The organism is Parafrankia colletiae, assembly GCF_001854655.1.
Lineage (GTDB): Bacteria > Actinomycetota > Actinomycetes > Frankiales > Frankiaceae > Parafrankia > Parafrankia colletiae.
Map to the genome: position 1 here is coordinate 1 of NZ_MBLM01000178.1, position 24,548 is coordinate 24,548.

At 68.6% G+C, this 24,548-nt stretch carries 23 protein-coding genes and 1 pseudogene; 19 read left to right on the forward strand and 5 right to left on the reverse strand.

Annotated elements, in window-relative coordinates; genetic code table 11:
* Positions 1 to 107: 107 nt before the first annotated feature.
* Positions 108 to 682, reverse strand: a pseudogene (locus tag CC117_RS36895) (transposase); the annotation flags it as partial.
* A 1,551-nt stretch (positions 683 to 2,233) separates the two neighbouring features.
* Between CC117_RS36895 and CC117_RS32570 the strand changes: the two are divergent.
* Both CC117_RS32570 and CC117_RS32575 read left to right on the forward strand, forming a co-directional pair.
* Positions 2,234 to 2,809: a nucleotide exchange factor GrpE gene (locus tag CC117_RS32570; protein WP_071091898.1), complete on the forward strand. Its 576-nt coding sequence runs from the start codon at positions 2,234 to 2,236 to the stop codon at positions 2,807 to 2,809.
* A gap of 82 nt (positions 2,810 to 2,891) precedes the next feature.
* On the forward strand, positions 2,892 to 5,099 hold the full coding sequence (locus tag CC117_RS32575; RefSeq protein ID WP_157905498.1) for a restriction system modified-DNA reader domain-containing protein: 2,208 nt from the start codon (positions 2,892 to 2,894) through the stop codon (positions 5,097 to 5,099).
* 5 nt (positions 5,100 to 5,104) lie between these two features.
* Here the strand turns inward: CC117_RS32575 and CC117_RS38350 are convergent, their stop codons facing one another.
* Positions 5,105 to 5,257, reverse strand: a complete 153-nt coding sequence (locus tag CC117_RS38350) for a hypothetical protein (protein ID WP_198542066.1) — start codon at positions 5,255 to 5,257, stop codon at positions 5,105 to 5,107.
* A gap of 498 nt (positions 5,258 to 5,755) precedes the next feature.
* Here CC117_RS38350 and yaaA point away from each other — a divergent pair, with 498 nt between their 5' ends.
* Positions 5,756 to 6,613: a peroxide stress protein YaaA gene (gene yaaA, locus CC117_RS32585; protein WP_071091907.1), complete on the forward strand. Its 858-nt coding sequence runs from the start codon at positions 5,756 to 5,758 to the stop codon at positions 6,611 to 6,613.
* Positions 6,614 to 7,204: 591 nt separating this feature from the next.
* Here the strand turns inward: yaaA and CC117_RS32590 are convergent.
* A complete protein-coding gene (locus CC117_RS32590; protein WP_071091962.1) occupies positions 7,205 to 8,653 on the reverse strand; it encodes an aldehyde dehydrogenase in 1,449 nt (482 codons plus the stop codon).
* A 225-nt stretch (positions 8,654 to 8,878) separates the two neighbouring features.
* Here CC117_RS32590 and CC117_RS32595 point away from each other — a divergent pair, with 225 nt between their 5' ends.
* From CC117_RS32595 to CC117_RS32605, 3 genes are read left to right on the forward strand one after another with little or no spacing between them, the layout of a single operon-like run.
* The gene (locus tag CC117_RS32595; protein WP_071091910.1) at positions 8,879 to 10,168 is read left to right on the forward strand and encodes an aromatic ring-hydroxylating oxygenase subunit alpha; all 1,290 of its coding nucleotides are present in this window, start codon (positions 8,879 to 8,881) and stop codon (positions 10,166 to 10,168) included.
* On the forward strand, positions 10,165 to 10,500 hold the full coding sequence (locus CC117_RS32600) for a hypothetical protein (RefSeq protein WP_071091913.1): 336 nt from the start codon (positions 10,165 to 10,167) through the stop codon (positions 10,498 to 10,500). The genes CC117_RS32595 and CC117_RS32600 overlap by 4 nt, the downstream gene beginning before the upstream one ends.
* A complete protein-coding gene (locus CC117_RS32605) occupies positions 10,497 to 11,342 on the forward strand; it encodes a TauD/TfdA dioxygenase family protein (protein WP_071091916.1) in 846 nt (281 codons plus the stop codon). Before CC117_RS32600 ends, CC117_RS32605 begins: the two co-directional genes overlap by 4 nt.
* A gap of 23 nt (positions 11,343 to 11,365) precedes the next feature.
* On the opposite strand, the gene CC117_RS32610 is transcribed toward CC117_RS32605, so the two are convergent.
* Positions 11,366 to 11,992 (reverse strand): TetR/AcrR family transcriptional regulator, encoded by a 627-nt coding sequence (locus CC117_RS32610; protein WP_071091919.1) that lies wholly within the window; start codon positions 11,990 to 11,992, stop codon positions 11,366 to 11,368.
* 161 nt (positions 11,993 to 12,153) lie between these two features.
* Here CC117_RS32610 and CC117_RS32615 point away from each other — a divergent pair, with 161 nt between their 5' ends.
* The 8 genes from CC117_RS32615 (at position 12,154) to CC117_RS32650 (ending at position 18,696) form a co-directional block, all read left to right on the forward strand.
* Positions 12,154 to 13,215, forward strand: coding sequence for a ferredoxin--NADP reductase (locus CC117_RS32615; RefSeq protein WP_241830618.1), 1,062 nt, complete (start codon positions 12,154 to 12,156; stop codon positions 13,213 to 13,215).
* A gap of 14 nt (positions 13,216 to 13,229) precedes the next feature.
* Entirely contained in the window at positions 13,230 to 13,994 is a 765-nt protein-coding gene (locus tag CC117_RS32620) for an SDR family NAD(P)-dependent oxidoreductase (RefSeq protein ID WP_071091925.1), read from the forward strand.
* A complete protein-coding gene (locus tag CC117_RS32625) occupies positions 13,991 to 14,641 on the forward strand; it encodes a carboxymuconolactone decarboxylase family protein (protein ID WP_071091927.1) in 651 nt (216 codons plus the stop codon). Before CC117_RS32620 ends, CC117_RS32625 begins: the two co-directional genes overlap by 4 nt.
* 24 nt (positions 14,642 to 14,665) lie before the next feature.
* Positions 14,666 to 15,925, forward strand: a complete 1,260-nt coding sequence (locus CC117_RS32630) for an aromatic ring-hydroxylating oxygenase subunit alpha (protein WP_071091930.1) — start codon at positions 14,666 to 14,668, stop codon at positions 15,923 to 15,925.
* Entirely contained in the window at positions 15,922 to 16,254 is a 333-nt protein-coding gene (locus tag CC117_RS32635) for a hypothetical protein (protein ID WP_071091933.1), read from the forward strand. Before CC117_RS32630 ends, CC117_RS32635 begins: the two co-directional genes overlap by 4 nt.
* Positions 16,251 to 17,540, forward strand: a complete 1,290-nt coding sequence (locus CC117_RS32640; RefSeq protein ID WP_071091936.1) for a metal-dependent hydrolase family protein — start codon at positions 16,251 to 16,253, stop codon at positions 17,538 to 17,540. The genes CC117_RS32635 and CC117_RS32640 overlap by 4 nt, the downstream gene beginning before the upstream one ends.
* Positions 17,522 to 17,842, forward strand: coding sequence for a hypothetical protein (locus CC117_RS32645; RefSeq protein ID WP_071091939.1), 321 nt, complete (start codon positions 17,522 to 17,524; stop codon positions 17,840 to 17,842). Before CC117_RS32640 ends, CC117_RS32645 begins: the two co-directional genes overlap by 19 nt.
* Before the next feature lie 575 nt (positions 17,843 to 18,417).
* Positions 18,418 to 18,696: a ferredoxin reductase domain-containing protein gene (locus CC117_RS32650; protein WP_071091943.1), complete on the forward strand. Its 279-nt coding sequence runs from the start codon at positions 18,418 to 18,420 to the stop codon at positions 18,694 to 18,696.
* Between the two features lie 354 nt (positions 18,697 to 19,050).
* On the opposite strand, the gene CC117_RS32655 is transcribed toward CC117_RS32650, so the two are convergent.
* On the reverse strand, positions 19,051 to 19,701 hold the full coding sequence (locus CC117_RS32655) for a TetR/AcrR family transcriptional regulator (protein WP_071091946.1): 651 nt from the start codon (positions 19,699 to 19,701) through the stop codon (positions 19,051 to 19,053).
* Positions 19,702 to 19,753: 52 nt separating this feature from the next.
* Between CC117_RS32655 and CC117_RS32660 the strand changes: the two genes are divergently transcribed.
* From CC117_RS32660 to CC117_RS32680, 5 genes are all read left to right on the forward strand, one after another.
* Positions 19,754 to 20,554 (forward strand): SDR family oxidoreductase, encoded by an 801-nt coding sequence (locus CC117_RS32660; RefSeq protein WP_071091950.1) that lies wholly within the window; start codon positions 19,754 to 19,756, stop codon positions 20,552 to 20,554.
* A 106-nt stretch (positions 20,555 to 20,660) separates the two neighbouring features.
* Positions 20,661 to 21,806, forward strand: a complete 1,146-nt coding sequence (locus CC117_RS32665; protein ID WP_071091953.1) for a sulfotransferase family protein — start codon at positions 20,661 to 20,663, stop codon at positions 21,804 to 21,806.
* Between the two features lie 14 nt (positions 21,807 to 21,820).
* Positions 21,821 to 22,855, forward strand: a complete 1,035-nt coding sequence (locus tag CC117_RS32670; protein WP_071091956.1) for a hypothetical protein — start codon at positions 21,821 to 21,823, stop codon at positions 22,853 to 22,855.
* A gap of 31 nt (positions 22,856 to 22,886) precedes the next feature.
* A complete protein-coding gene (locus tag CC117_RS32675; protein WP_071091959.1) occupies positions 22,887 to 24,083 on the forward strand; it encodes a cytochrome P450 in 1,197 nt (398 codons plus the stop codon).
* A 111-nt stretch (positions 24,084 to 24,194) separates the two neighbouring features.
* A partial coding sequence (locus tag CC117_RS32680; RefSeq protein WP_157905499.1) for a phosphoadenosine phosphosulfate reductase domain-containing protein occupies positions 24,195 to 24,548 on the forward strand: 354 nt, incomplete at its 3' end.

The window sequence follows — 24,548 nt, forward strand, 5'->3', positions numbered from 1 at the left end:
CGGGCTGCATCAGGCGATCTTCGCGATGCACGCCCGGAAGGCCGCGATGTATCCGGACTGGGGCCGCGAGGTCGAAGCGCTCCTCACCGCCTAGATATCCCACGGTTCTAACTGTCAAGCGGCGATCTTCTGGTCGGTGCTCTGGCGGGGCGCCAGGCGGTGGTTTCGTCGTAGGGGGTGTGGTGGCGCAGGCAGCCGTGCAGGATCCCGACGAGCCGGTTCGCGAGGACGCGCAGCGCCTGGTGGTGGGTGGCGCCGCGGGCGGCGGTGGGTGTCGTAGTAGGCCCGTGCGCCGGGAGAGGTGTGTCAGGGCGGCGAACGCCTGGAGGTAGAGAGCGTCGCGGAGCCGTCTGTTGCAGGCGATGCGGGCGAGCACGACGCGTCTGGTGCCGGATGCGCGGGTGATCGGTGCGGTGCCGGCATGGTCCTTGCGGGCCTTGGTGTTGTAGCGGGTCGGGTCGTCTCCGAACTCGGCGAGCACCCGGGCAGCGAGAACCTGTCCCAGCCCCGGTTGGGACAGCAGGATCATCGCGTCCGGTCGCCTGTCAAAACACCCGGTCAGCTCGCTTTCGACCTGGGCGATCTGGGCGATGAGCGTCGCCGGGACGGTGACAAGCGTGGTGCCGGTGTGACCGTACGTCGCGGGAGTTCTATCCGGCGACACTGGTCGCGTTCGCCGTCGAGCTCGCCACCCGCGACGCCCTGGCCGTGCTGGAGATCGTCCCGACCCCGGTGCGGGGCCGGGGCCCTGTCGACCGCGCGGATCGCCTCCGCGTTGCGCCGCGCTGGCCGCCAGTGCAACCTCGACCGCCGCGCGGGGGAGATCCGTGACGCGCTGCGCACCGAGTCGAGCGCAGCAGGTTCGTCTGCCGCTGCCGCGACGCGCTGGTGGTCACGGTCGACGCGTTTGGWGATGGATCGCCTGGCAGCATCATGAGCGCGCGCGACGGAATCCTCGATGGCCTCGACGTCACGAACTCCCTGGGCCGGTTCTACGGAGCGACCTTGGGGTTCCTTGGTTTCGGTGCCTTCTCCGAGGCTGGAGCGCCGGCGGCCGTCGCGCCCGCCGTCCGGGTGCGCTGGGCCGTGCGCTGGCGCTGCCGGGCCGGTCGGAACGCCCCGCTCGTGGCCTCGTCGAAGTGTAGCAACGGGTGTAGCGACGCTGGCGAACAACCACGTACCTCAGCGGCCTTCCACGGCCGAAAACGAACGTCCGCGGACGTTGAAACGACGGTCAGTTCGGCCTGAAAAGCGGAAGGTCGGTGGTTCGACCCCGCCCCTGCCCACCCACACCAGTAGGTAATACGAAGCCCGCCGAAGTCTCGGCGGGCTTTGTGGTCTCAGTCCTGGTCTCGTTTGTACCTGTTACCCCGTCGTCATGAGCAGCAGGTCGCGGCGGTGTGGCGTGCGTCGTGCAGCCGTGCCGCGCGGTTTTGGCGTCGGTGAGCAGGTCGCGCCACTCCTCGTAGTCGGCGCGCGGGTCGACGGGGCGGCCAGTGGGTTAGGCGAAGATCCAGCCACTTTCCATCCACAACTCGGCGGCGGTGTCCCGTTCCTGCTCCTGAAGGTGCCAGTGAATCCTCAGCAGCGTGATCAGATTTGCGGGGCCAGGGGCGCGCGGTGGTGGATGCGGGGAGGTCGTGGGCCGTCTATCCCCCCAGGGTTCGCCCGCCGCCCGCGCTCGCCGCCGGGGCGTGGCTACCGAACCGGTTGCTCTGCGCCGCAGCGGATCGCGTTCAGCGCGGCAGCGTCTTCGCGGCGGCAGTGGCACGACGGAGCACGATGCCGTCATGGCTGGTTCGGACGTGCACTGTGACGCTCTGCGCACCGAGGTCGGGTGGCCGGCTGGCGGGCAGGTCGCTGAGGATCTCGGTCGGGCCCCTGAATGGATCGCGAGTGGCGCATAAGGGCTGATTTTTGTCGATACGCCACTTCCGGCCACGGGAGTGGTTAATAGTGCGGAAGGAAGTCCGCGGTCCGCCCGTTTCCGTTAGTTTTTTTGGGGTGCCGATGGCTTGCCGCGCTGCCGGATCCGGGTGGTGTCGCGGTCGGATCGCACGTTCGCTGATGTTTCTGTGGGTTTTCCGTCGATTGCGACTATGATTCCGATCGGGGTGAGGATTTTATGGACGACCGGATTCTCGCAAAGCAGTTCGCTGACGATTCAGGATCAGCATTCGTGGAGGTGATCAGGCGCGCCCGCGGTCCGGTGAGATTGCAGGAGATAAGAGCCGTGCTCACTGCCGCTGGTGTGCGATCCGAGGACGTGACCCGGCAGTGGAATCGCCTGCGCCCGCTCTTCCGGGCGCATCCGCACATCTCGAAGCCGAAACCGGCGCTGTACGAGTGGTCGCCGGTCGCGCATCCCTCGCGCGTGTCCCTTGAGGCGCTGTCGGCGTACGCGGGCCGGCGCGGCCCGGCGTGGCTGGTGCGGGCGTACGCCGACAACATCGCCGACAGCCTCGCGCGGGCGGAGACGACGGGCCCGCGGGCCCAGATCGGCTGGTCCGAGCAGCGGGACCAGGAGAAGGCCGCGCTGCTCGCCGAGCTGGTCGGTACCGTCGACGAGTTGGCCGCCGAGGGCCGCTCGGCCCACGACATCGTGAGTTGGCTCGCGCAGGAAGCCGACCGCAGCCACCTCACCGCCATCGGCCACGTCGGCGAGCAGGCCGCGTTCGACCCCGACCTGCACGACTCCAGCGGCCCGGACGGACATCGCCCGGGCCAGGTAGTCCGGGTGGTGCGGCCGGGCTACTCCTGGTCCGGCGGCAGTCGGCCGGTCGTCGTAGCCAAAGCACTCGTCGCATGACGGTACCGGTGCACGGCTGGCGTCGCCGTCCCGGGGCCGGGTGACCCGGGTGGTGCGGCTTCCTGATTCCCCGAAACCCATCGTGTCGTCGAGCGCGATCACCGTTCTGGAGCTCTTCGAAGGGCGCTCGTACCATCTCGACTCCTTCCAGCGGACCTATGCCTGGGGGCTCCCGCAGATCGATCAGCTCATCGATGATCTGGCCCACAGATTTCAGCGACAGTGGGACGAGACGCATACCGAGGACGATGTCAGGTACTACGATCCCTATTTCCTCGGTTCCATCATCACCTACCGGCGGGGTGACCAGACCTATCTGGCCGACGGCCAGCAGCGGATCGTCACGCTGCTGCTGGTCCTGATCCACCTGTTCGACCTGACAGCCGACCGGGAGGATGCCCAGGACCTGCACGCGAGGGTGCGCACGCTCATCCGCGGTGACAGCCGGGCCCGGCGGCGGTTCGCCGTGCGCATCGACGCGTACGAGAGTTATTTCGACCAGCTTTTCACCGACCGCCCGACCAGCGCGGACGGCGAGTCGCCCGACGTGCTCCGCATGCAGGAGGCCTCGAAGCATCTGCTCGCCCGCTGGCCGGACCGCCTGAAACAGGATGTGCTCGTTCTTTTCGGCTGGTGGCTGCTCGACCGGGTGTCGCTGGTGGAGCTGGACGCCGGGGACGCCGAGCGGGGCGAGGAGATGTTCGTCGCGATGAACGACCGCGGCCTGCGTCTCGCTCCGCTCGACCTGCTCAAGCGATATCTCCTCACCGGTACGCACGCCGACCGGGGAAAGCTCGACCGGCGGTGGAAGGCCATGGTCAACCGGCTGGACGGGCTGGGCCAAGACGCTCCGCTCGAGTTCGTCCGGACTGTCTTGCGGGCCCACTTCTTCGATGTCGACCCGACCGGGCGGAGCGACGAGGCCCGGGAGAACGCGCCGCACGAGTGGCTGCATCGGCACGCCGACAGCATCTGGCCCAGCAAAAGGCGGGATCGGCAGCTCGCGCTGTTCACTGACTACCTGGAGCCGCTGCACGAGCCGTACGTGACGCTCCTCGCTGCCGCGGACGACTTCACGCCAGGGCTGGATGGCGTCTGGTTCAACGCGCTGAACCGGCTACCGCGCCAGTTCGACCTGACCTTGGCCGCCGCCGATCGTGCGGACTCGTCGCCGACCGTCCAGCGGAAAGGCGAGCTCGTGGCAAACTTCCTTGACCTCTACTTCGTGACCCACACGCTCCGGCAGGCCGACTCTGAGCCGGAGGAACTCGACACCCTGGTGGCGGAACTGCGCCCCGCGGTGCGAGAGTCCCGCACCGCGGACGAGCTGGGCAGGATCCTCGGCCGGGTTGCGGCCGGCTGGTACCGGCATTTCTCCGAAGTCCCGCAGCTGCGCTACCGCCCGGGGACCAACCGGCCGTTCGTGGTCTATTTGCTGGCCCGGCTCACCAGCTGGCTGGAGAAGGGCTCCGGCAAGGACGACCCGATCGTCCGTTTACTGAGCGTCCCGTCGGGGCGCCGTCCGTACGAGGTGGAGCACCTCTTCACCAGGAAGTCGGGAACGTACTCCGGGCAGGCAGCGTCCGACGCGGATTTCCAGAAGGTCCGTGGGCTTGTCGGTGGTCTGGTCCTGCTGGACGGAGCGGAGAACGCCAGCGTGAACAGCGCGCCGCTGGAGAGCAAGATGCCGACCTACCTGCGGGCGAACTGGCTGGCCGCGTCGCTGGACGCCTCCACGCTGAGCGGGCGTGGCATCGTCAACTTCCGTGAGTTCACCAAGAAGCATGGGCTGAACAGTAGGTTTCGCGCGTACGAGGCTGACGACCCGGTCGAGGCATATGTCCAGTCGCGTGGCCAGCTGTACCAGGCGATGGCCGAACGGATCTGGTCTCCGGATGCCCTCGGCCTTCCCCTGCCGTCCACGGCGGCCGGCGCTCCCGCGTCCGCTGCGGATGCCGGCCGCACCGGCGGAGCCCGCCCGCGACGGCGGAATCACGGGGTGCGTCTGTCCGACCTGCTGTCCGCCGGGCTGGTCCGTCCGAACGAGAAACTGATCGGTCGCTGGCGCGGAACCGAGCACCGGGCGACCCTGCTCGCCGACGGGCGCATCCGCACCGAATCGGGCGGGCGTTTCGGCTCGCCGTCGGCGGCGGCCAAGGATGCCACCGACGCGAACCCGGGTGCCTGGAACTTCTGGAAGGTCGATGAGACGAACGCCAGCCTGGACGCGGTCCGTGCCCAGTACCTGCGGATCCACGGCGGCGCGGGTAGCAGGCCTACCGCCGACTGACGGCGTCAGCGGGCGGTGGCGGCGGGCGGCGGGTCGTCGCGGAGGAGGGGGTGGGCGGTGTAGGTCAGGGGGATGTCGGTGATGGGCTCGTCGGGGGTCGCGTCGGCGCGGCGGTGGGCGACGGCGCGACCCCCGTCCGGGAGCTGCTCGAGGATCATGATCGGCTGGATCTGGCCGTCGTTCTCTCCGATCCGATGTTCCGCGAGACCGTCGCGCAGGGGTACCGAGGGCTTCGACGGGCCGACATCAACGAGGTGCCGATCGTCACCGCCAAGTTTCAGGGGACCGGCTGGCTCGCTAACCCGGTATCGCACCCCTCGGAGGAAGCGGGCCGTCCTCGACGTCCGCCTCCGCCGAGGCGCGCGGAGCACAGGCGGGCGTGCCTGGGATCGGGGCGGAGACGGAGACTGTCGGAAGGTCGACCAGGGCCGGGAGCCCGGCCCGAACACGAGCGAGGCCGGGACGAACGAGGGCGATGTCGACATTCGCCGAGGCCGGCCCGGTCCCGACCTCAGCAGGACGGCGATCATGGCAATCGCGCGGCGGCCATCTGGGTGGCCGGGCGGCCGCGGCCAGCCGCTGATCGTCCTCGATGCGGCCGTAGCGTGGCAGCACAGAACGCCGGGATGTCGAGATCGTGAGATGAGGTCGGGTAGGTGCGGATCCTGCTGCCGCCGAGCGAGGCGAAGACCGACGGGGGTGAGGGGCCGTCGCTGCGGACGGTCGGGTTCGGCCACGGCCCACTCGCGGGACCTCGCGCCGAGGTCGCGCGGGCGCTCGCGGCGGTCTGCCGGGCGGACCCGCACGCGGCGATCCTCGCGCTGCGGCTGCCGGCCTCGCGCGCGAAGGCGGACCTGGCCGCCAACATCGCGATACTGGACGCACCAACGATGCCAGCGCTCGACCGATTCGCGGGCGTCCTCTTCCAGGCGCTGGCTCCGGCGGCGCTGCCCTCCGCCGCGCGAGCAGTGGCCGGCCACACCCTGTTCGTCTCCAGCGGGGCATTCGGCCTTCTCGGCGCGACCGAACCGGTGCCCGACCACCGTGTCGGCATGGCGGCGGCGATCCCCGGTCTCGGTGGCGAGGCCACACCGACCGCGCTCGGGGCCTTCTGGCGCGCCCGGCTCGCGCCGGCTCTGCCCGACCTGCTGGTCGCCCGCGCGCCGGATGCCGTCGGCGAGCACCTCGTCGTGGACCTCCGCTCGTCGGACTACGCGACCGTGCCATCCCTTTCCGGACCGATCCGCGCCAGCGCCCTGCCTGTGCGTGCCCTGACCGAGAAACTCGTCGATGGGCGCTGGGTCCGCCGTCCGCTCAGCTACCAGGCGAAGCAGACCAAGGGCCGGCTGACCCGCGCACTCCTGCTCGCCGAAACCGCCGGCCGCCTGGTGAAGACCATCGACGACGTGGCCGAGGTGGCCGAGTCCGCTGGCCTCGTCGCCGAGCCACGTGGCTCCGCGACCGCGCCCACCCTCGACGTCATCACCCGCTGGAACCCGCCTGGGCGCCCGTGATCGCCGCATCGACCAACCGCCGGCGATCCTGCCCGTGGACCCGCTCCTACCGCTCGACTGCTCGCCACGGATGCCAACTGTTCACGGACGTTGCCACAAGGTATGGGTCTCGTGTGGCAACGGAGGTTGTCTGGCCCGGTCGCGTCGGTGCCATGACCTGCAGCGGTGCTCAAGGTCGGCACTGGTAGACCGTCCGCTTTTGCGGCGGACGGTCAAGATCGGGCTGGGGTCCGATCTGCGAGGACGTTGTCGGTGGACCGTTTACTCGCGTTACTCGCGCGCGTACATCAAGTTCTGGTGCGACAGGACGACTACGGACGCGGCGGTCTGATCTGCGTTGATGCGACATGGTGTCGCCTTTCAAGGTCGCCGACACCATCCACCGCCGGTTTTGCAAGGTCGGCCAGCAAGAGATCGCAGATATTCGACCCCGGGGCCACTCGAAGAAGATCAACTTTTCCGGCATGTGTGAGAGTCCCCGGACCCTGCCGGGAGGTCGTCATCCCCGCGCTCAGCAGGACCGGGGCCGCGCTCTCGGCGGGACTGGGACGCGCGCTGAGCGGAGAGGGGGCCACGCAGCCCCGGGCTCGGCTACCGCGCGGCGACGGAGATCGACTTGATGTCGAGGTAGCTTTCGATGCCCTCCCGGCCGAGTTCACGGCCGTACCCGCTGCCTTTGACCCCGCCGAACGGCGCTGCCGGGTCCATCGAGTAGCCCTGGTTCACGCCGAATGTTCCGGCCCGTACCCGGCCGGCGATGTCGAGGCCGCGCTCGGTGTCTGCCGTGAACACGGCACCGGCCAGGCCGTACTGCGAGTCGTTGGCGATGCGTACAGCGTCGTTGGTGTCACGGTACGGAATGACGACGAGGACCGGGCCGAAGATCTCCTCACGGGCGATCGTCATCGTGTTGTCGACGTCGGTGAAGACGGTGGGCCGTACGTACCATCCGCGGTCGACGCCGTCAGGCAGGTCGGTGCCGCCGACGACGAGCCGGGCCCCCTCGCGTGTCCCGGCCTCGATGTACTGGCGCACCCGCTCCTGCTGGCGGCGGGCTACCAGCGGGCCCATCTCCGTCCTGGGGTCGGTTGGGTCCCCCACCCGGATGGCCGACAGGGTCGCGCCGAGCGCCTCGGCGTAGTCACCGAGGCGGTCCGCGGGCGCGATCACCCGGGTCAGGGAGTTGCAGATCTGGCCGGCCATGCCCATGCCGGAGAAGCGGACCGCCTGGGCGACGGTGGTCGGGTCGGCGTCGTCCAGCGCGATGGCGGCTGACTTTCCGCCGAGCTCGAGGCTGACCTTGGTGAGGTTGGCGGCGCACGCCGCCGCGACCTGCCGGCCGGCGGCCGTCGAGCCGGTGAAGGAGACCTTGTCGATGCCGGGGTGCGCGACCAGGTAGGCGCTCACCTCCCGCTCGGCGGGTACGACGTTCACGACGCCCGGCGGCAGGCCGGCCTGGTCGATCAGGTCGGCGAAGAACGGCGCGTCCAGGGAGGACTCAGGTGCGGGCTTGAGTACGACCGTGCAGCCAGCGAGCAGCGCAGGGATGACCTTGGTGACGGTCAGAAACTGCGGCATGTTCCAGGGGACGACCGCGGCGACGACACCGACGGGCTCGCGGCGCAGCAGCACGTCCTGGCCGTAGACGCCCGGCCGGTTCTCCTGCCAGGGCAGGCTCGCGGCGATGTCGGCGATGGCGCTCATCATCATCCCGGGCAGGCCTACCTGCGCGCGCCGGGCGAACGTGATCGGGGCGCCCAGCTCGGCAGTGATGAGATCGRCCAGCTCGTCGCGGCACCTGTCGTAGCGGGCGGCCAGCCGGCGGATCGCCTCGGCCCGCTCGGCCGGGTCGGCGCGCGGCCACGGCCCCTCGTCGAAGGCCATCCGTGCGGCGGCGATGGCCCGGTCGACATCCGCGGTGCTCGCCGCCGGCACCCGGCCCGCCAGCTCCTCGGTGTGTGGGGAGATGACCTCGATGAGGCCGTCGGTACTCGGGGCGACCCACTCGCCCCCGATGAACAGCTGCCGTCGATCCCGCACGAGCACTCCCAACCTCGACGCCTACCGCCCCGGACAAGTGGTTCCCGGGCCTTTCGGCCCCCGCGGCCACCTGACGTGCGCCGCTGCGGTGATCCAGGGGGTCCCGGCGGGGCCTTGCGGGGCCTTGCGGCCCCGACAGCTCCTATGTTAGTCACTTGTAGAACAGTTAGTCATCCGGAGAACACCTGGGTTCGGGGATCTTGATGGAGACCACCGGGAGGATTCATGGGGCGCCTCACCAAGCCGCTGGAGGCCAGCTGGACCGGCCGTTACCCGGAACTGGGCACCGGCCTGGTCTCCTACGAGGACTCGATCTCGCCGGAGTTCTACGAGCTTGAGCGGGAGGCAGTCTTCCGCCGGGCGTGGCTGAACGTCGGGCGGGTCGAGCAGCTGCCCCGCAAGGGGAGCTTCTTCACCAAGAACCTTGCGGTGGCCAGGACGTCACTCATCGTCGCCCGTGATCTCGACGGCACTGTGCGTGCCTTCYACAACGTCTGCCGCCACCGGGGCAACAAGCTGGTGTGGGAGCAGACGCCGACAACCGAGACCAGCGGCATCTGTCGGCAGTTCATGTGCAAGTACCACGGCTGGCGGTACGGGCTGGACGGTCAGCTGAAGTTCGTCCTGCAGGAGGAGGAGTTCTTCGACTTCGACAAGGCCGAGTTCCCGCTCGTGTCGGTCCACTGCGAGGTCTGGGAAGGCTTCATCTTCGTCAACCTGTCGGACGAGCCCAGCCAGTCGCTGCTCGAGTTCCTCGGCCCCATGGTGCGTGGCATGGAAGGCTATCCCTTCCACCTGGTCACCGAGCGGTACGCGTTCAGGGCACAGCTCAACAGCAACTGGAAGATCTATCTGGACGCCTTCCAGGAGTACTACCACGCGTCGGTGCTGCATTCGCAGCAGCAGGTGCCCAGCCTGCGCAGCTTCGAGTCCGGCTTCAAGACGCCCTACTACCAGACCGACGGGCCCCACCGGGTGGTGAGCACGGGCGGCTGGAAGGGCGTACCGCGCCACCTGTTGCCGCACGACCAGATGTACCCGATCGAGCCGAACCTCGAAGCCGGCCTCATGGGGCCCTGGCAGCGCCCGGACATTCCCGAGCTCGAGCCGGCGAACCTCCCCGCCGGGCTCAACCCCGGGGGTCTGGACCCGTGGTCCATCTCGAACTTCCAGATCTTCCCGAACTTCGTCATCCTGATCTACGAGCGGGGCTGGTACCTCACCTACCAGTACTGGCCGACCTCCCACAACACGCATGAGTGGGAGATGTCGTACTACTTCCCGCTGTCGCGCAACGCCAGCGAGCGCATCCGTCACGAGGCCACTGCGGTCATCTCCAAGGAAGCCGGCCTGCAGGACGCCGGGACGCTCGACGGTACCCAGCTGGGTCTGGAGTCCCGGGTCATCGACAGGTACCCGCTGTCCGACCAGGAGATCACCGTCCGCCACCTGCACAAGGTCACCGACGACTGGGTCCGCTCCTATCTCCGCGACGGAAAGCCGGTGCGGGCGTGAGCGAGCCACTGCTTCCCACCGAGTTCGCCGATCTCGAGCCCTTCGCCGCCCGGTGGTGCATTCCGACCGAGGCGGCCCGCTATCGCGAGCGGCTGAACAGCACCATGATCGACATGCAGGCCTTCTACGACGTGGCGTTCCCGCGGGTCCGGGCTGCCATGGCCTACCTGGACACGTTCCCGCTGCAGGAGCTGCCCGAGCCGCAGGAGAACCTGCTCCACCTCGTGTACTCGCTCATCATGGTCTCGCTTCCTGTCGAGGTCTGGCACCAGCCCAGGGTCATTGATGCGGGTACCGCCTACTTCGACCGCCATCTCGAGCCTGTGCCGTGACCGCCACCATCACCTGTGAACCCCTCGCCGCGACCGTGGGCGCCGAGGTCAGGGGCCTGACCGCGGCGGAACTGGCGAAGGACGACGCGGTCGCGGGCGCGGTCCTGGCGGCTCTGGAGCGGTACGGCGTGCTCGTCTTCCGCGGCCTGGACCTCGACCCGGACAACCAGGTCGCCTTCTCGGAGCGCCTCGGCGAGATCGACGACGAGCCAGGCCACCACCCCGTCCGGGGCATCTACCGGGTCACCCTCGACCGGTCCAAGAACTCCTCGGCGGACTACCTGAAGGCCACGTTCTACTGGCACATGGACGGCTGCACCCCGCTGCACGGCGAGCCGCCGCAGAAAGCCACCGTGCTCAGCGCCCGGCAGGTGGCCGCCCGGGGCGGGGAGACCGAGTTCGCCAGCACCTACGCCGGCTACGAGGCGCTCGACGAGGCGGAGAAGGAGCTGTTCGGCTCGCTGCGCGTCGTGCACTCTCTCGAGGCCTCCCAGCGCACCGTCGTGCCTCAGCCGACCCCCGAGCAGCTCGAGCGGTGGCGGGCCCGCCCGACGTCCACCCATCCGCTGGTGTGGACCCGGCGCGGCGGCCGGAAGTCACTGGTCATCGGCGCGCACACGGACCACGTCGTCGACATGGATCTCGGCGAGGGCCGGCATCTGCTGCGCGACCTGCTCGACCGGACGACGGCACCCGAGCGCGTCTACCGCCACCACTGGTCGGTGGGCGACACCGTCATCTGGGACAACACCGGCGTCGTGCACCGCGCGGCTCCCTATGACCCGGACTCGCCCCGCGAACTGCTGCGCACGACGATCTTCGGTAACGAGCCGATCCGTTGAGTCGGCCCGCTTCGCCCTCGGTCCTAGCCGGCGGCCTGGTAGGCGACAACATCGTCCTGAGCCGGGCGGCGCTCTCCCTCCAGGGCGCGGATCTCGCGTTCGACCACCGCGATCAGCTCGTTGTGGCCGGTCCGGACGTCGAAATCCTGCTCGATGTGCAGGAAACGGGAGATCGCCGCCATGGCCAGGATCAGGGACACCGGCGGCCACCGCCCGCAGTCCACGCCGTAGCCCCGCAGCACCTCGGAGAGTGTTTCGAGCTGCAGTTCCCGGAACGTCCGCGAGTAGCCCGCGATCTCGGTCCTGATCGCCTTTCGGTGATTGGCCAGCGCGGTGAACTCCATCGTGAGCGCGTTGCTGGAGAAGTCGTGCGTCAGATCCCACAGCGCCCACAGGGGCTGCGGGGACTGCAGCGCCACCCGAAGGCGGGCCAGGCTCCGCTCGGCACCACGGCGGAACAGTTCGATGTACAGGCCGTCCATCGTCCCGAAGTAGTAGTAGACAAGCCCGTTGTTCACCCCCGCCTTGCCCGCCAACCGGCGGGTGGTGACCGCCGCGTACCCCTCCTCCAGCATGAGGGATTCCGTGGCGTCCAGAAGCGCTGTCCGGGTGGCCGAGTCATCGACCGGGCTTCGCCGTGCCGGCGCCATGTCCGTCCTCCCGCTACTGGCAGTCCTTCGGGTGCGGTTCCAGTCTTACGCCGGCCGCTGCCACGGGTCTCCACCGCCCTCGGTGCGTTGGCGTGAGGTTAGTCATATGAAGAACAGGTGTCGGCCCGAGGTCGGCCCGATGACGAGGGCAGGAGGAGGCCTTGCCAGGCGGCGCTGGTTCGACGGGGGAGGCGGTGCCGGCGGGCACGGCACGCCACAGGTACTACCCGCTGCGGGTGCTGCGCATCGTCACGGAGACGGCCGAGGCCAGTTCGATCGTGTTCGACGTGCCATCCGAACTGACCGAACTCTTTGCCTACCGGGCGGGGCAGTTCGTCACGCTCCGCATACCCGCCGACGGAGGGACTGCCGTCCGCAGCTACTCGATGTCGTCCTCGCCGGTCGTGGACGCCGAGCTGCGCGTGACGGTGAAGAGGGTACCCGGCGGGCTGATCTCGAACTGGCTGCACGACACGGTCGGTGCAGGACACGTCCTCGCTGTCCTTCCGCCGGGGGGAACCTTCGTGCTCGACCAGGGAGAGCACGACATCGTGGCTTTTGCCGCCGGCAGCGGCATCACACCGGTGTTCTCGATCGTGCGGACAGCCCTGGTCAGCTCTGCGCGGCGGGTTCATCTGCTCTACGCCAACCGCGACCGCCCGGCGGCGATCTTCGGTGACGAGTTGGACGCGCTGGTGGAGCAGTACCCGGGCCGTCTGGTCGTCGAGCACCACGAGGACGCCGCCCGGGGCTTCGTCGGTCACGCCGACGTCGCCCGAGTCGCCGGCGCGCACAGCGACGCCGTCCACTACATCTGTGGGCCGGCCGCCTTCATGGACATCGTCGCGGCGGGCCTGCGGGACACCGGCGTAGGCCCCTCAAAGGTGTACATCGAGCGGTTCACGCCGCTGCAGGAGCCGGCCGGGCAGCCGGATCCGGCTGCGGTGGATGACATCGAGGTGACGATCAAGCTTGGCGGGAAGACCGTGACAACCGCGCACCGTCGTGGCAACACGCTCATGGCGACGGCCCGGTTCGCCGGTCTGCGCCCGCCTTCCTCGTGCGAGACGGGAAGCTGCGCCACCTGCATGGCACGCATCGTGCAGGGAGGCGCCGAGATGCGAATCAACGACGCGTTGACGCCGGACGAGGTGGCCGAGGGCTGGGTGCTCACCTGCCAGGCCGTGCCCACGACCCAGGTCGTCGAAGTGGTCTACGAATGAGGGAGAACCCAACAATGCCGCGGACCAGGACACAACGCTCCCGGGTGGCGGTGGTCACCGGTGGGGCGTCCGGCATAGGGGAGGCCACCTGCCACCACCTGGCCGAGCGTGGCCACCGCATCGCCGTGCTCGACCGTGACGGCGACGCCACGGAACGGGTGGTCAAGGAGCTGTCAGCCACCGGGACACAGGCGCGCGGATACGCCGTCGACGTGACCGACCGCGCCGCCATCGACGATGCCTTCGCCGATATCCGCGCGGTGCTCGGGCCGACGGAGATCCTGGTGACGAGCGCCGGCCTCGTCGCTTTTGATCCGTTCGAGGAGATCACCCTCGAGCAGTGGAACCTGGTCCTGGCGGTGAACCTCACCGGGACCTTCCACAGCTGCCAGGCCGCCATCTCGGACATGGTCGCGGGGCGCTGGGGGCGCATCGTCACCATCGCCTCGTCCAGCGCGCAGCGTGGCTCGCCGACCATGGCGCACTACGCGGCGGCGAAGGGCGGGGTGATCGTGCTGACCAAATCGCTGGCCCGCGCGTACGCCTCCCACGGGATCACCGTCAACAGCATCCCGCCCTCGGGGATCGAGACGCCGATGCAGCACCAGTCCCAGGCAGAGGGGAACCTGCCCGCCAACGAGGTGATGGCCGGCACCATTCCGCTCGGCCACCTGGGCGCCCCGGACGACATCGCCGCCGCGGCCGCCTTCCTCGCCTCGGAGGAAGCCGGCTTCATCACCGGCCAGGTGTTGGGAGTCAACGGAGGGTCCGTGCTGTGACCCGCGCCGAACCTCGGCTGCCGCCCCTGCCGGTGGCCGAGTGGACGGAGGAGGACCGCGATCTGCTGCGGGGCAATCTGGCCCGCGCCGACCGCTACCTGTCCGGTGCCGTCGACGCGCCGCCGATGCCGCCGATCCTCGGCCTGTTCGCCCGCCACTCCCGGGTCGGCGCCCGCTGGCTGGCCTTCAACGGGACACTGATCGACTCCGGCGCGCTCTCCCCCCGCGACCGGGAGCTGCTGATCCTACGGGTCGGCGCGCGGACGGGCTGCCGCTACCAGTGGGCGGAACACCTGCGCATGGCGCAGGCCGCGGGCCTGACCTCCGAGCAGATCAGCGCGGTGCGCGAGGGCGCGTCGGCGCCCCTGTGGGACGAGCGGGACGGCGACCTGCTGTGCGCCGCAGACCAGCTGGTGGACGAGCACGTCATCGACGACGCGCTGTGGGAACGCCTGGCCAGCCGTTTCGACGAGCGGCGGCTGCTTGAGGTCATTTTCGTGGTCGGCAGCTACGTGTGTCTCGCGATGCTGCTCAACAGCGTCGGGCTGCTGCCCGCGACGGGCCCCGACCAGCTTCCCGACCCGAAAAGCCACACCGCGGTACACGCAGAATCCCGGGTCGAACCGGGTAGCCCGTCTGTTCCATGACCGCATCACCACAGGAGGTGGACCATGCCGCGTTTCCCGAAACCACCGGAAGGTAGCTGGACGCAGCACTATCCCGCTCTCGGGACGGAGCCGGTGTCCTACGAGGACTCCATCTCCCCCGAGTACTACGAGCGCGAACGGAAGGCCGTCTTCAAGCGTGCGTGGTTAAACGTCGGCAGGGTCGAGCAGCTTCCGCGGGTCGGTAGCTACTTCACCAAGGACGTCCACGCCGCCCATGCCTCGATCATCGTGGTGCGCGGGAAGAGCAGGCAGGTCAACGCCTTCCACAACATCTGCYGGCACCGGGGCAACAAGCTCGCGTGGACGGACGACCCGAAGCGGGAGACGCAGGGTGTCTGCCGGCAGTTCACCTGCAAGTACCACGGCTGGCGCTATGACCTCGATGGTGCACTGATCTTCGTCCAGCAGGAGGGCGAGTTCTTCGACCTGGACAAGAGCAGCAACGGCCTGGCACCGGTGCACTGCGAGGTCTGGGCCGGGTTCATCTTCGTGAACTTCGCCCGACAGCCGGAGCAGACACTGCGCGAGTTCCTCGGGCCGATGGTGACCGATCTCGAGGGCTACCCGTTCGAGAAGCAGACCTCCCGCTTCGGGTACAGCACCACCATCCAGGCGAACTGGAAGCTGTACATGGACGCGTTCGCGGAGTTCTACCACGCACCGGTGCTGCACGCGAAGCAGTCGCCGGAGAAGTACTCCGCGGCCGCCCAGCAGGCCGGTTTCGAGGCGCCGCACTACCAGATCGAGGGGCCGCACCGGCTGGTCAGCACGTCCGGTGTCCGGTTCTGGGAGATGGACGCCGAGCTGCTCAAGCCGACCGAGATCCTGACCCGCAGCGGTCTTTTCGGCCCGTGGGAGAAGTATGACCTGGGTGAGATGCCGCGCGGTGTCAACCCGGCGGGCTGCGACCCCTGGGGCCTCGACTCCTTCCAGCTCTTCCCGAACTTCGTGATCCTCATCTGGAGCCAGGGCTGGTACCTCACCTACCACTACTGGCCGACTTCCTACAACACGCACGTTTTCGAGGGCAACGTCTACTTCCTGCCGGCCACGAACATCCGTGAGCGGATCGCGCAGGAGATGGCGGCGGTGACGTTCAAGGAGTTCGCACTGCAGGACTCGAACACCCTCGAGGCGACACAGATGATGCTGGAGACCGGGTACGTCGACCGGTTCCACCTGAACGACCAGGAAATCCTGTGCCGGCATCTGCACGTCGCGGTGCGCGACTGGGTGAACGACTACGAGGGAGCGCGTTCATGAGCCACCTGCTTCCCGCCGAGTTCGCCGAACTCGAACCGTTCGCGGGGAAGTGGTGCCTGCCCACCGAGCACGAGCGGTACAACACCCGGCTCGCCAGCTCGATGGAGGAGTTACAGGCCCTCTACAGTGCGGTCACCCCTCGCTACGAGGAGGCGGTCGCGTACCTGGAGAAACTCCCGCTCGACGCGCTGCCGGACGACGCCACCAACCTCCTGCACCTGATCTACTCGTTGATCCAGGCGTCGTTCCCGGTCGAGGTGTGGCACCAGCCGAAGGTCCCGGACACGGGTTCGTCGACCTTCGACTGCTTCACCGAGCCGGTGCCGTGACGGCGCCGATCGTCCTGCGCGCCGCGCGCTGGCTGGACATCGACGCCGGTGAGGTCCGTTCGCCCGCGGTGGTCGTGGTGGATGGCGACCGCATCACCGCGGTGAACCCCGCCCTTCCGCCGGCGGGTGCCACGGAGCTCGACCTGGGCGACGTCACCTTGCTTCCCGGGCTRATGGACATGGAGCTCAACTTCCTCATCGGCGGGCCCGAGACCCCGACGGGACTGCCGCTGCCGATGCACGGCGTTCAGGACGACCCGGCGTACCGCACCCTTCGAGGAACCATCAACGCCCGTACCACACTACGTGCTGGTTTCACCACGGTTCGGAATCTCGGCCTGATGGTCAAGACCGGCGGCTACCTGCTCGACGTAGCACTCCAGCGCGCCATCGACCAGGGATGGGCCGAGGGCCCGCGGATCATCGCGGCCGGCCACGCGGTGACCCCGTACGGCGGGCACCTCGACCCGACCGTGTTCCAGCGGCTGGCACCCGGCGTCATGCCGCTGTCCATCGGCGAGGGGATCGCCAACGGCGTGGGCCAGGTGCGGGAGTGCGTCCGCTACCAGATCCGCCACGGCGCCAAGGTCATCAAGGTGTCGGCCTCCGGCGGGGTGATGTCRCACAGCACCGGGCCGGGCGCCCAGCAGTACTCCGACGAGGAGCTGGCCGCGATCGCGGACGAGGCGCACCGGGCCGACATCCGGGTCGCCGCGCACGCGGTGGGCGACCGAGCGATCCGGGCCTGCGTGCGCGCCGGGATCGACTGCATCGAACACGGCTTCCTCGCCAGCGACGACACCCTCACCCTGATGGCCGACCACGGCACGTTCCTGGTGTCGACGACCTACCTGACCGACGCGATGGACATCGCCCGGGCCGCACCCGAGCTGCGCAAGAAGGCGGCAGTGGTGTTCCCCCAGGCCAGGGCGATGCTCCCGAAGGCGATCGCGGCCGGGGTACGGATCGCCTGCGGCACCGACGCGCCCGCCGTGCCACACGGTCACAACGCCAAGGAACTGATCGCACTGGTATCGCGGGGCATGACCCCCGTCCAGGCCCTGCGGGCCGCGACCGTCACCAGCGCGGAGCTCGTCGACCTGGACCACGAGCTCGGACGGTTGAAGGCCGGCTACCTCGCCGACATCATCGCCGTCCCCGGCGACCCCTCCCAGGACATCACCCGCACCGAGGACGTCCGCTTCGTCATGAAGGACGGCCTTGTCCACCGCGACGACCGATCGTCACCGACCCGAACGGAGCACACATGGCAAGCGGCGTCCTGATCGTCGAGTCGCGCCCCGCCTCGCCTGACGAGGCCACCGCTTACCACGACTGGTACGACAACAAGCACCTGCCGGAGATCCTGCAGATCGACGGCTTCGTCTCCATCCGTCGGCTGGCCGCCGTCGACGGCGACAGCTTCGTCGTGATCTACGAGATCGAAGGCGACGTCGAGGCAGCGAAAACGGCGCTGGGGCTGGCCCAGGCCTCCGGCATGATGACCCGCCCGGAGGGCGTCCAGCTCACGCCCCCGCCGACGGCCCGCTACTTCACGCTGGTCAGCTCGGCGGGCACCAACGCGTAGGACCCCGCTCACCTGGCCGGGCGGGGGACGGCGCCCGGCCGCGCGGCTCCCGCAGCCAGGGTCTGACGTCTCGACGTGAACCGCGCCGAGACGTCAGACCGCCCAGGTCTTCGGTGGAACCGGGATCTCCCGCGCCCAACACCACGCTTCCCGATGCCGCGAGACCGCCCGTACCGCAGTACAGCCAGTCGACGGACCAGCGCGGCACAACAGTCGGAACGACGAGGCAGCCCCAGCGCAGCCAGAGGCATGGGATCAGGAAACTACGGACGAGATCGCGGCCCACCCGCAGTGTCGAAGATGGGTGCAGAACTTCACCGGGCCAGGCCTCGTGCTCGCGGACCGCGCGCCGCTGCGGGCGCGGCCGCGGGTGCTCTTCCTTGTCGGTGATCCGCCCGGCCGGCCCGCCGAGGCTGCCCCGGGCCCGAGTTTCTACGCGCTTCGCGTCGCGCGGGTGGTACGCGAGACGAGGAACAGATACGGGTCACCGTGCAGCGGGTGCGCGGCGGTCTCGTGTCGAACTGGATGAACGACTCGCTGCCACCGCGCTGGGTCAGCGCCTCCTGCGGGTACACATGCTGTACACGACCGCGGACTCCACTCCCGCCGTGTTCGACGCGGGGCTGCATGCACTGGAGAGGGAACACGGCGGCCACCTCGCCGTGCGGCGCCGCTACAACGCCCAGGCCGGTCAGCTCCAGGACATGGACATTCTCGGTCTCCTGCCGGCGGCCGAAAGCGAGTCGCTGTTCTCCGTCTGTGGGTCGGAGCGGTTCACCGACCGCGTGGAACGGACGCTGCTCGCCAGCGGAAAATCCCCCGATCGTATCCGCGTCGAGCGTTTCGTCTACTGACCCTGCCCGGTTTCCCGCCCACAGCCCCAGGTAGATGCCGGCTGATGGGCGCGGCAGCCACCAGGTCCATGGGCACCCGTGCAGCCGGCGGGAAAACCCCTGGCTCACCCTTCGACGGCGCCCTGCCCAGCGATCACGACCAGATGTGCTTTTGGTCGGCGCCATTCCGGCCATCCTTGCCTGGATCCCTCTGTTTCGGTACCCCGCTGGTTTGAACCCTGCTGGAAACTGGTTCGAACCCTTTTGAAAGGTTCTCGATGATTCGTGGAGCACGATTAGGTGCCGTGGCGGTCGCCTGCTGCGCCGCACTTCAGCCCGGTCGGCAGGCCCCCAGGCCCGACGAGGTCCACCAAGTCATGCCGAGTCGGGTCGCTGTCCTTCGTGGATCGCGTCCACCAGCAGGCCGATGACCCAGGTGATCGCTTTCGTCGCCTGGTCGCCATCGAGGTTCCACATCGTGGTCAGCCGTTCATAGGACGGCACGTGCCACAGGACGTCGAGCATGCCGGTCGCCATCTCGCGCTGATTTTCGGGCCAGTCCGCCGTGTGTCGGGCGACGGCGGCGACGAGCGCGTCACGGCGGCGCTGGTCCTTGAGGATCAACGGCCCGTCTTCGGGGCCTTCGGGGGTCCAGCGTGGGACCGCGTAGGACGACAGTGTCGCGAAGGATCGCGTGGTGATCTCGGGAAGCTGATCGAGGTCGAGGCCTTCGTAGGTGATGCCCGCCTCTTCCTCGAGGCGGCGCAGGACAGCCTCGTGCAGATCGGACTCGTTGGGGAAGTGCCGGTAGACGGTGCGCTCGCCGACGCCGGCACGTTCGGCCACCGCCCGGAACGTCAGATCGCTCCAGTCCCACCGGGCGAAGCTGTGGACGAGGGCCGAGCCGGCGTCGATGATCCGTTCGCGTGTCTGAGCCGCCTGTTCCCGCCGGCGCGGGCTGTCGTAGCGCCGGCGGGGTGGTGTCGCCGCCTTTCCGTCCGGATCAGGTGTTGCCATAGCACTCATATTGGTGACATCCTACTGCCGTGAAGATGGCCTGCGTTCGGGAGGAACCATTGTGGATCTTGGCTTAGCCGCCGCCACCGCGGTGGTGCAGGGCGGGACTCAGGGTATGGGACTGGCTGCCGCGGCGTGTCTCGCCGCGGATGGTGCCAAGGTCGCGGTACTCGCGCGCGGTCGAGCGAATCTTGACGCGGCTGTCGCTCATCTGCTTGAGCTCGGGGCGGCCGATGCCGTCGCCCTGCAGGCCGACATCACCCGCCCGGACGAGGTGACGGCCGCGTTCGACCAGGTGCGTGACCGGTGGGGCGAGCTGAACATCCTCGTGAACGCGACCGGCCCGAAGGGCGACCGGATGGGCCCCTTCGAGGAGCTGACCGACGACGACTGGCTGACCGCCGTCGATGTCGGTGTCATGGGCATGGTCCGTTGTGTGCGGGCGGCGCTGCCCCTGCTGCGCGCGGCCGAATGGGCTCGCATCGTGAACATCTCCGCGCATTCGACCAAGCGTCAGACGGCGTCGCTGATCGCGTACACCGCGGCCAAGGCCATGGTCACCAGCATCACCAAGAACCTGTCGCTGACCCTGGCTGACGAGGAGATCCTCGTCAACACCGTCTCGCCGGGCAGCTTCGCCTCCGAGGGCCTGGCCCTGTGGGCCCGTGGCCAGGGCATCGACCCGGACGACCTGCACGCCGTGATGCGGGGTATCGCGGAGCACTTCGGCCACCCCGCACATATGCCGCGGGCCGGAGCGCCGAGTGAGATCGGCGCCGTGATCGCCTTCGTCGCCTCCCGCCGGAACACGTACATGACCGGCGCGAACGTCAACGTGGACGGCGGCTCCGACTTCTGTTGATTTCTGCCCACCCGTGGCGCCAGATGCCGCAGGGTTCGGATTCCGTGGGAACTCGACGCACCGCCGATTTTCCGCATGCGATCACCCATGTCCGGAGGGGAGAACCATGACAGCACATGTAGAACTGCTCGACGCGGCTCGGGCGGAGACCGGACTGGACGATTTCGGCGACGACTCCTTTCGCGAGGGGCTGGAGCTGCTCACGCGTGCGCTGGAGAACGAGGCACAACTCAACGACGCCGGCCAGGTGGCGCTGCGCCGACTCCTCCTCGGCCTGCTGACGCAGCGGCTGCGGATCGAGGACTGGTACCGGCGTCATCCCGAGATCGACGACGAACAGATCGTTGCGCCGCTGATCGGGCTGGGCCTGCCGCGGACCGGCTCGACGGCGTTGTCGTTCCTGCTGGCCGAAGATCCGAACGCGCGATCGTTACGGATGTGGGAGGCGACGGCGCCGTGCCCGCCGCCGTCGACGGTGCGCGGCTCCGATCCCAGGATCGAGGTCGGTCGGGCCAGCGTCGAAGAGCGGACGAGGACGTCGCCGCGCCGCGGTGCGCTCGTGCCGGCCAGTGCGACCGGGCCGACGGAGTGCCAGAGCCTGATGGCGCTGGACTTCAAGGCGCACTACTTCCAGGCGTTCGCGTACGTCCCGTCGTACTCGAAGTGGCTTCTCGACACTGATCTCACCTCGACCTACCGGTACGAGCTGCGCACACTCAAGCTGTTGCAGTGGGGCTTTCCAGCCCAGCCGTGGCGACTGAAGTGCCCGACCCACCTGCTGTTCCTTGACCATCTCGACCGGGTCTTCCCGGATGCCCGGTTCGTGATGACCCACCGTGACCCCGCCGAGGTCATGGTGTCGGTCGCGGATCTCTACGGCGCGGTGGCCACCTCGTTCTGCGACGAGATCGATCTGCGTTATTTCGGCGAACTCAACGTCGAGCACTGGTCGGTCGGCATGGAGCGGGCACTGGCCTTCCGGGATGCGGGTCGGGGCGGCCGGTTCTACGACATCGACTTCAGGGCGATGCAGCGTGACCCGATAGGCGAGGTCCGCGGGCTCTACGCCTGGCTCGACGAACCCGTCACCCCGGAGTTCGAGGCCGGCATGCAGCGGTGGTGGAGGGAGAACGCCGAGAAGCGCGAGAAGAACGTGCACCCCGATCCGGCCACGTTCGGCATCGACATCGACGAGATTCGCCCGCTGTTCGCCGGCTACACCGCACGCACGAAACACTGGACTGCTCGCTGAAAGGGTAGGCACCCATGGCTGTTGATCTCACCGGTGGGCTGGACGCCACACGCGAATACGTCTTTGCCGAGCGGCCCGACAACCCGGACATGCGCGATTCGGCCAGCATGTGGATCTCCGACGACCGTGGCGTGCTCGGCGTGCCGCGGGTGGCGATCGAGGCGGTCGCCTCGGACTGGGAGGCCCACCAGCTGCAGCTCAATGTGGCCTTCCCCGACGGGCGGGTCTACCGTCTGCGTGAGGCGGGAAAGTCGCTGCCCACCCTCGACGGCGAGGGCCGTCCCACCATCCTGGGCACGGGCCCGTTGGCGTTCCAGTGTGTCGAACCGTTCCGGACCTGGACAGTGACCTTCCGTGGCACCGCGGTGCAGACCTCGACGCAGGCACTGATCGCCGGTGATTCCGACGGTCCACGGGTGGATCTGGAGTTCCACGTGGAGGCCACGATGGCCGCACCGCCATGGATCCAGGGCTCGCTGCTGCCCGAGGCACGCGAGCGGCTCGAGTCCTCGGTCGAGGGAGGGCTGATGGGCGGTGCCCGCTACGAGCAGCTCTTCCGTGCCCAGGGGTCGCTGCGGGTCGCCAACGAGGAGCACACGTTCACCGGCAGCGGGCTGCGGATCCGCCGCCAGGGCGTCCGTGACCTCGCCGAGTTCCGGGGGCACTGCTGGCAGTCGGCGCTGTTSCCCAGCGGCCGGGCATTCGGCTACATCGCCTACCCGCCCCGCGACGACGGCGTGCCGACGTTCAACGAGGGCTTCCTCTACAACGGCGACGGTCCGCTCATCCCCGCCCGGGTGGTCGAGGCGCCCTGGCTCGGCAGGCTRCAGCCCACGGGGGAGGACGTCTCGGTCGTGTTCGAGTCCGAACTCGGGCGGACCCGTATCGAGGGCGAGACCGCCCTGTCGACCTTCGACGTTACCGAGCGGCCGGCGATGCCGAACTTCCCGGTCCTCTACCAGGGCGGGGTGCGTTACCGGTGGGACGGCGAGGAGACCTACGGAATGCTCGAGCGTTCCACGATGCGCGACAAGATTATCTGGCCGTGATGTCTGGAGGCATCGTGAGCGGGAGTTCGATGTGACGAAAACACAGGGCGCGGAGATCTACTACGATCCGTACGACCTCACGATCGACGCGGATCCCTATCCGGTGTGGAGGCGGCTGCGGGACTCCGCGCCGCTGTACTACAACGAGAAGTACGACTTCTATGCACTGAGCCGGTTCGACGATGTCGAGAGGGCGCTGACCGACTGGGGTACGTATATCTCCGGTGAGGGCTTCGTTCTCGAGATCATCAAGGCCGGGGTGCGGTTGCCACCGGGTAATCTGCTGGCGGAGGACCCGCCGGTTCACGACATTCATCGTGGGCTGCTCTCGCGTGTGTTCACGCCGCGCAAGATGGCCGCGCTCGAGCCGCAGGTCCGCGCGCTGTGCGCGCGGCTGCTCGACGAGCTGTCCGGCGCTGAGAGTTTCGACTTCGTCGCCGACTTCGGGGCGATCGTCCCCATGAGAGTCATCGGCATGATGCTCGGCATCCCCGAAGGCGACCAGGAGGCGATCCGGGACGCCGGCACGCGGCGCCACCAGCTCACCGAAGGTGAGGCGCCGCCGCCGACCGATGCCCACTCGACAGCGCAGCCGTTCGCCGAGTACATCGACTGGCGGGCCACCCATCCGTCCGACGACCTCATGACCGAGCTGATCACCACCGAGTTCACGGACGAGACCGGTACCACGCGTAGGCTCACCCGCGAGGAGGTCCTGACCTACACCTCCGTCCTGGCTGGCGCGGGCAACGAGACCACCAGGCGACTCATCGGGTGGACCGGCCAGCTCCTGGGTGAGCATCCCGACCAGCGCCGGGAACTTGCTGCCGACCGGTCCGCCGTCCCGCAGGCGATCGAGGAGATCCTGCGCTTCGAGTCGCCCTCGCCCGTCCAGGGCCGGGTCGTCTCCCGAGACGTCGAACACCACGGAGGGACCATCCCCGCGGGCAGCGCCGTGCTGCTCCTCAACTCTTCGGCCAACCGCGACGAGCGCCACTTCACCGACCCGGACACCTTCGACATCCACCGCCGGATCGACCGGCACCTCGCCTTCGGCCACGGACTGCATTTCTGCCTGGGTGCCTCACTGGCCCGGATGGAAGGCCGGGTTGTGCTCGACGAGGTGCTGAAGCGGTGGACCGACTGGGAGGTCGACCGCGACAACGCGGTGCTCGACCACACGTCGACGACGAGGGGATGGACGAACCTGCCGGTGATCATCTCCTAGGAGAGTCCCGTGCCGTCCGCCTGACCCTCGTACACCGTGACGCCAAGCGAGGACCAGCGAGAATCCACCCCGCCACGTGACGGGGTGACGTGAGAGAAGGGCAGCCCATCCATGGGCCGACTGACGCATTTGCAGCGCCTCGAGGCGGAGAGTATCMAGATTTTCCGGGAGGCCGTGTCGGAGTGTGAGCGGCCGGTGATGTTGTATTCGGTGGGTAAGGACAGTTCGGTGCTGCTGCATCTGGCGGTGAAGGCGTTCTATCCGTCGCGGTTRCCRTTCCCGTTGWTGCATGTGGACACGACGTGGAAGTTCCGGGCGATGTACGAGTTCCGGGACAAGGTCGCGGCGGAGCTGGGAGTGGATCTGCTGGTGCACCGTAACCCGGAGGCGGTGGCGCGGGGGATCAACCCGTTCGATCACGGGTCGGCGACGCATACCGATGTGTGGAAGACCGAGGGGTTGAAG

Excerpts from the sequence above, each read along its gene's own strand:
- CC117_RS38350 (WP_198542066.1), bottom strand. The coding sequence starts at position 5,257 with ATGATCCTCGAGCAGCTCCCGGACGGGGGTCGCGCCGTCGCCCACCGC.
- CC117_RS32610 (WP_071091919.1), bottom strand. The coding sequence starts at position 11,992 with ATGGCGCCGGCACGGCGAAGCCCGGTCGATGACTCGGCCACCCGGACA.
- CC117_RS32620 (WP_071091925.1), top strand. The coding sequence starts at position 13,230 with ATGCCGCGGACCAGGACACAACGCTCCCGGGTGGCGGTGGTCACCGGT.
- CC117_RS32635 (WP_071091933.1), top strand. The coding sequence starts at position 15,922 with ATGAGCCACCTGCTTCCCGCCGAGTTCGCCGAACTCGAACCGTTCGCG.
- CC117_RS32645 (WP_071091939.1), top strand. The coding sequence starts at position 17,522 with ATGGCAAGCGGCGTCCTGATCGTCGAGTCGCGCCCCGCCTCGCCTGAC.
- CC117_RS32650 (WP_071091943.1), top strand. The coding sequence starts at position 18,418 with ATGCTGTACACGACCGCGGACTCCACTCCCGCCGTGTTCGACGCGGGG.
- CC117_RS32655 (WP_071091946.1), bottom strand. The coding sequence starts at position 19,701 with ATGAGTGCTATGGCAACACCTGATCCGGACGGAAAGGCGGCGACACCA.
- CC117_RS32665 (WP_071091953.1), top strand. The coding sequence starts at position 20,661 with ATGACAGCACATGTAGAACTGCTCGACGCGGCTCGGGCGGAGACCGGA.